The sequence below is a fragment of the Desulfurivibrio nitratireducens genome (assembly GCF_044068515.1).
Taxonomy (GTDB): domain Bacteria; phylum Desulfobacterota; class Desulfobulbia; order Desulfobulbales; family Desulfurivibrionaceae; genus Desulfurivibrio.
In genome coordinates this window covers 1-10564 of the sequence record NZ_JBIPKI010000063.1, presented here as the reverse complement: position 1 = coordinate 10564, position 10564 = coordinate 1, and the positions used below count along the sequence as shown (strand labels likewise).

The following is a 10564-nucleotide window of genomic DNA, read 5'->3' as shown; positions in this document are numbered from 1 at the left end:
CGACCAGCGGGACAGCAGGCCCAGCAGGGCTCCCAGGGGACATAGATAGCGGCACCAGAAGCGGCGCTCGTAGAGATTGAGGGCCAGGAGGCCCAGGAAAAGCAAACCGATCAGCACCGCCTGGCTGAAAAAGGCTTGCTGGAAAGGCAGGACGGTATCCCCCAGCAGGCTGTAAATCCGTTCCGAAATCGCCGTCAGCCCCCGGATGTCGCTGTAATAAAGGGCGTCGAACAAGGCGCTGGTGCCGTAGCTGAAGGCCGGGTAGATGCTGACCGAGAGCGAACGGATCAGCAGGGAAATCGGATCGAGCAGGCCGGCCTGCTGGGAGCCCATGGCGGCCAGGGCCAGCAGCACCACCAGGATATAGTACTTGTACTTGAGCCAGGCCGGATGCCGCACCATGGCCCGGGCCCGCGTGCCGGCCAGGCTGACCAGGTTGTGCAGGGTGCCGAAAGGACAGATCCAGCCGCAGAAAATCCTCCCCAGCGCCAGGGTCAGCAGCACCAGGATCAGGGAGAGAAAGAAAGCGATGGGGGCGCTATGGGCGCTGAGCAGGGTGGTCAGCAGAATCAGGGGATTGAAGTCGAGAAAGAGCCGAACCGGCCAGCCCAGTTCATCGGCCCCCTTGCCCTCGGTTTCCAGGAAGAGAAAGAGGAAAAAGAGCAGAAACAGCCACTGGGAAATGATCCGCAGGCGGCGCAGGGAAAAGATTTTGCGGTAATCCATCGACAATGTCTTGGGCTGTGGCCGTCCGGGCGGGGCGGGATGCCCCCTGCCGGCCTGCCGTTAAAAACCGCTTCCGTCGCGGTTGAATCCCGGGCCCGGCCGGCAAGAGGCGCCGGCCGTTGCCGGTTCAGGCGGCCAGGACGAGCTCTTGGATCTTGAGCTTGTTCAGGTCAGCTTCACCCACTCCCAGCCGGGCCGCCTCGCGGACGTAGCCCAGGTCGCTGCCCCGCAGATTGAAGAGGGTCGCGCCTAAAGAGTCGGCGGCGACCTGGTCGGTGCCGGCGATGATTACCTTGGGGTAGCGGACATCGTCGAGGCTGCCGCCCTGGGGTCCGTTGGCCACCAGAATCCGCACCGCGTCGATCACCGTCAGGCTGGGTTTGACAAAGGCCGCCATCTCGGCCAGGGCCAGGTCGATGCGTTGGTGAATCCGGCTGCGGTTGCCGCCCATGATGCCCATCCAGTTCTTGATCCCCATGGTCAGCCGGGCCAGGCCGTGGTGCTTGGCGATGGGCACGTTGATCAGCGCGTCGGCCTCGATGGCCTCGGTGTAAATGGGCCAGGTGCCCAGGACTTCGCCGCCGATCCGCATATCCCGGAAACGGCGGTCATCGACGTATTTCAGTTCCACATTGCCCAAGGGTTGCAGGGCGGCGGCGATGCCGCTCTGGACATAACAGCGGCGGGCGTCGTTGACCGTGCGGTCGAAAACCTTGACCTGACGGGCCCCGGCCTCCAGGCACATTTCCGCCAGCGCCGCCAGCACCTCCGGGTTAGTGGTGGCCGCCAGCTCAGGGGTGCGGTCGAAGGCGATGTTGGGCTTGAGCACCACGATATCGCCCCGGCTGACAAAACGGCCCATGCCGCCCAGGGCCTCGACGGCGGCCCGGGTGGCGGCCCGGGGTTCACCCCCCTTGGTCATCACCAGGTCCGGGGAGTCGGCGGCCCGGCCCTGCCGCCACAGGGTGTCAATGGCGGTGGGGACCAGCAGGGCCCCGCCGGCAACCGTTGATTTGCGGATGAAGCTGCGCCTGTCCATGGCTGGCGTCTCCTGTAAATTGTCCATAACCGTCTGGTGCCCGGACCGATAAACCATTCGACCCAGCCTAGCCGACAAACCGTCCGGTTGGCAAGTCCGGCCGTGATTTTTTTGCCGGAATCCCGACCTCCGCCGGCAGGTCGTAATGCTTGTTCCGGGGAGGGAAATGGTTTATTTAGAGGGGATGAATTCCAGCGCTGCTTATCCGATATTTCTCGGGGAAGAATCCAAGGTCGGGGTTGCTCCCCAAATTGCCGTGATTTCCGCTCCCCTGGCCAAGACCCTGAGCTGGGGAGGAGGGACCGAGTTCGGTCCCCGGGCGATCCTGGATGCCTCGCCGGCCCTGGAGGTTTTCGACGATGAACTTCTCCAGGAAACCGTCCAGGCCGGCATTATTACCCGACCTCCCCTGGCCCTGGCTGATTGCGACCTGGCCGAGGCCTGCCAACGGGTCCGGGCGGCGGTGGCCCAGGAACTGGCCGCCGGGCTTTTTCCGGTCCTGCTGGGCGGCGAACACACGGTAAGCGGCCCGGCGGTGGCGGCCCTGCGAGACCAATATCCCGATCTTCACGTGGTCCAGGTGGATGCCCATCTCGATCTGCGCGCCAGCTATGACGGCACCCCTCTGAGCCACGCCTGCGTGATGCGGCGGGTGGTCGAACTGGGAGTGCCCTTCAGCCAGGTGGGGATCCGCTCCTTTTCCGGCGAGGAGTGGCAACTGGTCCGGGAGCGAGGCTGGCGCCCCTTCACCATGGCCCGGATTCACCAGGAAGCCGACTGGCTGGAGCAACTGCTGGCGGAAATCAGAGGACCGGTTTACCTGACCATCGATGTCGATGGCCTGGATCCGGCGATCATGCCGGCCACCGGCACGCCGGAACCCGACGGCCTTTCCTGGCGTCAGGTCACCGCCTTGACCCGGGCCCTGGCCGCCGGCCAGCACGGCCTGGTGGGGATGGACGTGGTGGAATTGGCCCCCCGGCCCGGCTTCGAACACGCCGCCTTCACCGCCGCCAAGCTGATTTACCGCACCCTGGGATATATGGCAAAGGCCCGCCGGTTATCAATCACCAAGGAGTAGCAGCATCATGGTTGCAGAGGAATTTTTTGATTGTCAGCAGTGCGGTTACTGCTGCCAGGGCGAAACCACGGTTTCCCTGGACCGGCAGGACCAGGAGCGGCTGAGCGCCCATCTGGGCCTGCCTTTCGCCGAAGTCAAACGCCTTTATCTGCGGATTACCGGCAACACGGTCCAGATGAAAACCGTCGACGGCCATTGCATTTTCTATGACAACGGCTGCACCATCCACCCGGGCAAACCCTGGCGGTGCCGCCAGTGGCCCCTGCATCCCAGCATGATTGACGATCCCGCCAATTTCGCGGTGATTACCGGTTCCTGCCCGGGCTTCAAGGCGGGCCTCTCCCACGAAGAATTCCGCCGCAAAATGAAGAATGCGTCTTGAACTGCTCTTTCCCGGCAAGACCAGGGAAGCATACCTGGCCCGGGGCATTGATGATTTTGCCGGCCGCCTGCGGCGCTATGTCGAAATAACCATCAAGGCGGTCAAGGCCCCCAAGCCGGGCCGCGGCGATGATGAAGCCCGGCTGGTCCGGGAGGAGGGGAGGCTGCTGCTGAGCCGGGTGGCGGCCGATGCTTTTCTGGTGGCCCTGGACCCCGGCGGCCGGCTGGTTGATTCCCCCCAACTGGCCGAGTTGCTGGCCCGCTGGGAGGAGCAGGGCCGTGCGCGCCTGGTTTTTGTTCTGGGCGGCCCCTTAGGCTTGGCCCCGGAAGTTCTGGAGCGGGCCGACTTCACCCTGTCGCTTTCGCCCCTGACCTTCACCCACGAGATGGCCCGGCTTTTGCTGCTCGAGCAGCTTTACCGGGCCTGGACGATCCGGCAGGGCACCGGCTATCATAAATAAGCCGCCCGCCGCTTTTCCCTGCGTTCCCCGCCGGCTCCGGTCAGCCAAGGCTAACCCTGAAAAACCTCTCTGCCAAGGATCCTTCGCCGATGACCAAACTCCCGCACACCATGCCCCTCTGGGTGATCTACAGCGCCATGACCCTGGGCCTGCTGGCCGCCGTGGCCTTTCGCCTGCTGACCATCGTCGATGTCTTCAGCCCCGCCCTGGTCCGGCCCCTGTGGTATTTCGGGGTTTTCGGCTACATTTTTTTCTTTGCCTACCGCTATTTCATCACCGAAAAACGGCGGCGGGCCATCATGGCCAACCGTCTGCTGGAAAAGCTCAACAGCGGCCGGGAACTGGAGTATGATGACCGGGTGCTGATTACCTACGTGCTTTCTTCGCTGGTAAAGTCAAAGGAAAACATCAATTATCTCTTTGTCGTGACCCTGTCGCTGATCGTGGTGCTGGTGGATATTTTCCTGGTCCTCTTTTATGCCTGAAACCCGGGATCCGGCCAGCTGCGGCGGATCCCCATGGACGACTATGGCTGCTGACCACCCATATGCCGGAGAGCCGGGGCTGATTCTTTATCGCAGCAACCGGATCGAAGCCCTGCTTGACTGCCTGACCGCGGAGTTGCGGGCCGTCCCGCCCGCGCCCTTGGCGGCGGAATGCATCGTGGTCCAGAGCCGGGGGATGGCCACCTGGCTCAACCAGCGTCTGGCCGACCGTTTCGGGGTTTGGGCCAATCCCGATTTCCCCCATCCCCGCCATTTTATCGAGCGAATCCTGCGGGCCGTTCTCGGGCCCGACGAGGCGGCCGGTCTGACCCTGGGCCGCAGCCGCGAGCTGCTTACCCTGGCAATTTTCGACCTGCTGCCCGATCTGCTGGTCCGGGAGGAATTTGCCCCTCTGCACCGCTACCTGCACGGCGCCGACGATTGGAAAACCCTGCAATTGGCGGAAAGAATCGCCTACGTCTTCGACCAGTACGCCGTTTACCGCCCCGAAATGGTCATGGCCTGGGAAGACGCCGCTGACCCGGCCCGGCCGGCGGGGGAGGGCGCCGGCCCGATTCCGGCCGGACAACCGACCGGGGAAAGCCGCTGGCAACCGCTGCTCTGGCGGCAATTGAGCGCCCGCCTCGGCTCCCCGGTGCGACCCCTGCGGGCAGCCTGGGAACGCCTGCGCGCCGGGACGCCGGCGGCCCCGGAACTGCTGCCGGCCCGAATTTTTCTCTTCGCCATCACCACCCTGCCGCCCCTCTATCTCAACCTGCTCAACCAGGCCGCCCGGCTGGTTCCCAGCCACCTGCTGCTCTTCAGCCCCACCCGCGGCTACTGGGCCGACATTTATTCCCCCCAAGCCGTTAACCGCCTGTTGCTGCGATATGAGCGGGAGCAGGTAAGGCCGGAGGATCTGCACCTGGCCGGGGGCCATCCCCTGCTGGCTTCCCTGGGCACGGTGGGCCGTGAATTCCAGGATCTCCTCGAAGAGCATGCCGCCTATCGCCAGCCCCCGGGCGGCGAGTGCTTCGTCAGCCCGACGGGAACCGCGGCGTCGGTACTGGCCCGCTTGCAGGCCGATATCCTTGAACTGCGCCAACCGGCCGGCGGCACGGCGGCGGCCGATCACCGGCAGGAGGAAGACCCGGCCATCGTGATCCACTCCTGCCACAGTCCCCTGCGGGAAGTGGAGGTTTTGCAGGACCAGGTGCTGGCTCTGCTGGACCGTGGCGAATGCCGGCCCCGCGATATCGTGGTGATGGTGCCGGATATTGAAATCTACGCCCCCCTGATCGAAGCGGTCTTCAGCCGGCCGGCCGGCGACCGGCGCCAGATCCCTTTTCGCATCGCCGACCGGCGCCTCAGCCGGGAAGCGCCCCTGCTCGACGCCCTATTGGCCCTTTTCGAACTGGCCCGGGGCCGGCTGCCCGCCTCCCAGGTCCTGGACTTTCTCGCCCGCGAGCCGGTGCGGCGGGGCTTGAACCTGGGGGCCGACCAGGCCGGCCGGATCGCCCAGTGGGTCAGCCACTGCCAGATTCGCTGGGGGATCGACGAGGAGCATCGGCGCAGCCACGGCCAGCCGCCTGATCGCCAGAACACCTGGCGCTTCGGCCTGGATCGGCTGATCCTGGGCTACGCCATGCCCGGCCTGGATCAGCGGCTTTTTGCCGACCTGCTCCCCTATGACGACATCGAAGGCCAGGACGGCCAGGTCGCCGGCATTCTGCTGGGCTTCTGCGAGGCCCTATTCACCCTGGCCGCCGAGATCAAGACGCCGCGTTTGCCGGCCCAGTGGGCGGAACTGGTCCAGCGGGCCCTGGCCGTCTTTTTTGCCTCTGAACCCCAAGCCGGGCCCGGCGAGGACTGGCAGCGCCAAACCTTGCGCGAAGCCTTGGCTGACCTGGTCCGGGACAGCGATCAGGCCGGGGTTGAGCGGACCCTGGAATTGCCCGCCTTTTTGCGCCTGCTCCGGGGCCGGCTGGACGAGGCCGGCGCCGCGGCCGGTTTTCTCGATGGTGGCCTGACTTTCTGCACCATGCTGCCGATGCGGACCATTCCCTTTGCGGTGGTCTGCCTGCTGGGCATGAACGACGGCGCCTATCCCCGCCAGGAAAATCCCGCCGGTTTCGACCTGCTGGCCGCCGATCCCCGCCCCGGCGACCGCTCCCGGCGCCAGGACGACCGCTACCTCTTTCTCGAATCCCTGCTGGCGGCCCGGCGCCGGCTTTATATCAGCTATGTGGGCCGCAGCATCAAGGACAACAGCGTTTTGCCCCCTTCGGTGCTGGTGGATGAACTGCTGGACTGCCTGGCCGCCATGACCGGCCAAGAAGGCGCCGCCCCGGATTTGCGCCCCGAACAGCGGCGACTTGCCCGCCGGCGCTACGTGGTCGAACATCCCCTGCAGCCCTTCAGTCCCCGTTATTTCGCCGATCCGGTCGGGCCCTTGTTTACCTATGCCGAGGAGTATGACCCAAGCCTGGCCGCTGCCATCGCGGCTCAAGCCCGGCCGTCCGGGCCCGGGGAGCCCGCGGCGGAACCAGCGGCGGCGGATCTCGGGACCGGTCCCGAGCTGGCCGAACTCCATCGTTTTTTCCGCAATCCCGCCGCCTGGTACGCTCGCCGGCGACTGGGCCTGGTGATGCCCCAGCCCGAGGAAGTCCCGCCCGACCGGGAACCGGTTTTCATCGCAGGCTTGGACAAACACCGGATAGCCATGAAACTTCTGCAAAACCCCGGCGACCTGCGGGCCCCCGGCGTTGAAAGACTGCTGCGGGCCCGGGGAGAACTGCCCCTGGCCGGTTCGGCCCAACCGGCCTTGGCCGAGATCATCGCCGAGGTGGAGCCGGTGGCCGCCTTTCTGTCCACCGCACCCGCCGGCAAAGCCCTGCCGCCGCTCAGTCTCGACCTGGACCTGGGCGGTGGTCTCCGGCTGGCCGGCGAGTTGCGGGATCGGGCCGAATCCGGCCTCCTCCGTTTCACCCCCTCCCGCTGCCCGTCCCATTTTTTCCTCAACGCCTGGCTCGATCACCTGGCCCTCTGCGCCCAGAGCCCCGCCGACCAGGACCGGCAGTGCCTCATGGTCGGGCGCGGCGCGGCCGGGCCGGCGGAGATCCGCATTTTTCGCGAACTGGAACGGGAAGAAGCCCTGGTCCGGTTGCGCGAACTGGTAGAGCTCTGGCTGCGGGGGAGCCGGGAGCCTTTGCCCCTTTTCCGCGAGAGCTCCCATGCCTTCGTCCAGAAAATGCTCTTCGGCCGGGCCGCCGATCCCGCCGACCGCGAGGACCAGGCCCGCCAGGCCGCTTTGCTGGCCTATCATGGCGGAGGCTACAACCGCTGGCCGCCGCCGGACGGGGCCGATCCTTACGTGCAGGCCCTGTTCCACCCGGCGGAGCCGGAAGGAGACTGGTACCAGAAGGCAAGCGTGGGCCCCGGCGGGGTGGCCTGGGAAGATTTCACCGCCGTCGCCCGCCGGGTTTACGAGCCCCTGCTGCAGGCCCTGGAGAAGGCGGCCTTATGACTATCCGACCCTTTATTCCCGAAAAACTGCCGGCCGCCCCCCGGCAGCTCATCGAGGCCAGCGCCGGCACCGGCAAGACCTATTCCATCACCTCTCTTTACCTGCGCTTTATCCTTGAGCACGAATTGCGGGTGGACCAGATCCTGGTACTGAGCTTCACCGAGGCCGCCACCGCCGAACTGCACGCCCGGCTGCGGGCCCGGCTCCAGGCGGCGGTGGCCGCTTACCAGGGCATCGACGCCGGCCAGGATGCCTTCCTCGCCGGCCTGGTCCGCGCCAGCCGGCAGCCCGGACGGGATCTGCTCCTCCTGCAACGGGCCCTGGCCGAGATCGACCAGGCGGCGGTGACCACCATCCACAGCTTCTGCCATCGCATCCTCCAGCAGGGGGCCTTTGAAAGCGGGATGCCCTTTGAGCTGGAGCTGGTCGGCGCCGTCGATGAGTTCGTTGACGAGCTGATCTACGATTTTCTGGCCGCGATTTCCCACCGCGATGATTCCCGCCTGCTGGCTCTCCTGCGGCGCCGCTACGGCCTCGAGGAATTGCGCCGGCTGGTCGGCGAGGCGGTGCGTCACCGTTACTTCCCGGTGGTGAGTCCCGGTGCCGGGGCGGCTCCCGGGGCTGCCACGGCCCTGGAACCGGCCGAGGCCTGGGCTGCCACCCGGACGGCCTATCGCCGGGCCCGTCAAAGCTGGCGTGAAAACGAGGCCGCCATTGGCGCCGAGCTGGAGGAGGCGGATCTGCTCAAAAAATACCGCGATCTGCTGGCCGGCGGCCTGGTGGCCCAACTGGCCGCCCACTTGCGGGAGGATGAACCCCGGTCCCTGGTGGTTCCGGTGGGGGCCGAAAAACTGACTCCCGCCGCCTTCCATGATCCCGAAGGTGGGGTCTGCAAAAAAGCGGCGATCAAACAAGGGCAAATCCCCCAACAACCCTTTTTCGCCTGCTGGCAGGAGTACCTGGCACAACTGGCTGAACTGGACGCCGCCTATCGCGCCGCCTCCCTGGCCGCCCTGGTTGATTTCGCCCGCCGGGAACTGCCCCGGCGCCTCTATGCCGCCGGCGTTCAATCCTTTGACGACCTGCTCTACAACCTGGAACAGGCCCTGCGCCAGCGGGGCCGGGAGGCCCTGCGCGGCTTCATCGCCTCCCGCTACCCGGTGGCCCTGATCGACGAGTTCCAGGATACCGACCCGGTCCAGTACGCGATTTTTCAAAGCGTATACCGGCCCCGGGAGCCGGAGGCCGCGACCGGATCTTCGCCCGGCGGCGATCAGCGCCGCCTGATCCTGATCGGTGATCCCAAGCAGGCCATTTACGGCTTCCGGGGGGCCGATATTTTTGCCTATCTCCAGGCCGCCGCCGACTGCGGCGACCAGCGCTACACCATGACCGTAAACTGGCGGGCCGACCGGGGCATGGTGGCGGCGGTCAACGCCCTTTTCAGTGGACCGAGCGCGCCTTTCGTGGTGCCGGGCATCGATTTTCCCCGGGTGGAGGCCCGGCCCGACGCCGGCGATCTCTGGCGGGCCCGGCCCGAATGCGGCCCCGCCCCCCTGCAGTTTCTCCACCTGCCCCCGGAAACCGTGGCCGCGGCCCTGAGTGGCGCCCGGGGCCGGCAGCCGGCGCGGAGCAAGGTGGAACAAATGGTACCGGCCCTGGTGGCGGCGGACATCGTTCGTCTCCTGGGCGGCGGCGGCGAACTGGCCGACCGCCCCCTGCGACCGGCGGATATCGCGGTACTGGTCCGCAGCAACCGGCAGGCCGGCCGGATCCAGGAGGCCTTGCAGCGGCTGGGAGTCAAGGCGGTGCTTCACAGCCGGGCCAGCGTCTTTAAAAGCTCCGAGGCCGCCCAGCTTTCCATTCTGCTCCATGGCTTGCTCGACCAGGCCGGCGAGGCCCGGCGCCGGGCGGCGCTGATCAGCGACATCCTCGGATGCAGCCCCACCGAGCTGCCGACCCTGGAGGCCGACGAAAAAACCTGGCAGAGCTGGATGGCCGCCTTCAATCGCTGGAGTCTATGGTGGCGCGAACGGGGTTTCATGGCGATGATCCGGGCCATCGGCGAGGAACGGGGGGTGGCGGCCCGGCTGCTGGCCCAGCCGGACGGAGAGCGGCGACTTACCAACTTCCGCCACCTGGTGGAATTGCTCCATGGCCGGGAACGGCAGGAGCATCTCCAGCCCCCGGCCCTGCTCCAAAGTCTCGACGAAAGCATCGCCGGCCGCCGGCCCGAGGCCGAAATCGACGAACTGCGCCTGGAAAGCGACGAAGAGGCGGTGCAGGTGCTGACCATCCACCGCAGCAAGGGCCTGGAATACCCGGTGGTTTACTGCCCTTATCTCTGGAGGACCTTTCAACGGCAGGATGAGGCCCGGGATCCCGGGGCGGACTTTTTCGCCTATCACGACCCGGCGGACAACTGGGCCGGCAAGATCGCCCTGCTGCCCGCTGACCACCAGCGCGACCAGCGCCGCCGGGAAGAATTCGCCGAGGAATTGCGCCTGCTTTACGTGGCCCTGACCCGGGCCCGCCACTGCTGCCGGGTGGTCTGGGCCGGGGCCAGCGGCTACCAGGATTCGGCCCTGGCCTACCTGCTGCACGGCCTGGACCAGGACGGCCCGGGCCGGCTGGGAGGTCTGACCCATGAGGAACTGCTGGAGCTGCTCCGGCAAAGGGTGGCGGCGGAAAGCCAGTGGGGATTGAGCTCCCTGCCGGCGCCGGGCCGGATCGTCCCCCTGGCGCCCGCCACCGAGCTCGGCGCCGGTCTCCCCGGCCGGGCCCGGCGCCTGGCAGCCAGGATCGACAGTGCCTGGCGGGTGGGAAGTTTTTCCCAACTGGCCGCCCGGACCGCCGAGCTGTACG

The 10564-nt window shown here is 66.5% G+C and carries 8 protein-coding genes; 6 read left to right on the top strand and 2 right to left on the bottom strand.

The features are described 5' to 3' along the window. Both ACHHTY_RS11275 and ACHHTY_RS11270 read right to left on the bottom strand, forming a co-directional pair. On the bottom strand, positions 1-726 hold a 726-nt coding region (locus tag ACHHTY_RS11275), incomplete at its 3' end, for a 4Fe-4S binding protein (protein ID WP_395494261.1). Between the two features lie 127 nt (positions 727-853). Further along, entirely contained in the window at positions 854-1765 is a 912-nt protein-coding gene (locus ACHHTY_RS11270) for a DUF362 domain-containing protein (protein WP_395494260.1), read from the bottom strand. A 166-nt stretch (positions 1766-1931) separates the two neighbouring features. Between ACHHTY_RS11270 and speB the strand changes: the two genes are divergently transcribed. From speB to ACHHTY_RS11240, 6 genes are all read left to right on the top strand, one after another. Continuing rightward, complete coding sequence (gene speB / locus ACHHTY_RS11265) at positions 1932-2846, top strand: agmatinase (protein WP_395494259.1); 915 nt, start codon at positions 1932-1934, stop codon at positions 2844-2846. A gap of 7 nt (positions 2847-2853) precedes the next feature. Next, positions 2854-3228 carry a YkgJ family cysteine cluster protein gene (locus ACHHTY_RS11260; RefSeq protein WP_395494258.1) on the top strand — a complete coding sequence of 125 codons (375 nt, stop codon included), beginning with the start codon at positions 2854-2856 and terminating at the stop codon, positions 3226-3228. Further along, positions 3218-3688, top strand: coding sequence for a 23S rRNA (pseudouridine(1915)-N(3))-methyltransferase RlmH (locus ACHHTY_RS11255; protein ID WP_395494257.1), 471 nt, complete (start codon positions 3218-3220; stop codon positions 3686-3688). The genes ACHHTY_RS11260 and ACHHTY_RS11255 overlap by 11 nt, the downstream gene beginning before the upstream one ends. 89 nt (positions 3689-3777) lie before the next feature. Next, on the top strand, positions 3778-4173 hold the full coding sequence (locus ACHHTY_RS11250; protein ID WP_395494256.1) for a hypothetical protein: 396 nt from the start codon (positions 3778-3780) through the stop codon (positions 4171-4173). Positions 4174-4216: 43 nt separating this feature from the next. Beyond that, positions 4217-7699, top strand: a complete 3483-nt coding sequence (gene recC, locus ACHHTY_RS11245; RefSeq protein ID WP_395494254.1) for an exodeoxyribonuclease V subunit gamma — start codon at positions 4217-4219, stop codon at positions 7697-7699. Beyond that, positions 7696-10564: UvrD-helicase domain-containing protein (locus ACHHTY_RS11240; RefSeq protein ID WP_395494252.1), on the top strand; the 2869-nt coding region annotated here is incomplete at its 3' end. The genes recC and ACHHTY_RS11240, both read left to right, overlap by 4 nt.

Coding starts and splice junctions, on each gene's coding strand:
- ACHHTY_RS11255 (WP_395494257.1), top strand. CDS start 3,218: ATGCGTCTTGAACTGCTCTTTCCCGGCAAGACCAGGGAAGCATACCTG.
- ACHHTY_RS11270 (WP_395494260.1), bottom strand. CDS start 1,765: ATGGACAGGCGCAGCTTCATCCGCAAATCAACGGTTGCCGGCGGGGCC.
- ACHHTY_RS11250 (WP_395494256.1), top strand. CDS start 3,778: ATGACCAAACTCCCGCACACCATGCCCCTCTGGGTGATCTACAGCGCC.
- speB (WP_395494259.1), top strand. CDS start 1,932: ATGGTTTATTTAGAGGGGATGAATTCCAGCGCTGCTTATCCGATATTT.
- recC (WP_395494254.1), top strand. CDS start 4,217: ATGGCTGCTGACCACCCATATGCCGGAGAGCCGGGGCTGATTCTTTAT.
- ACHHTY_RS11260 (WP_395494258.1), top strand. CDS start 2,854: ATGGTTGCAGAGGAATTTTTTGATTGTCAGCAGTGCGGTTACTGCTGC.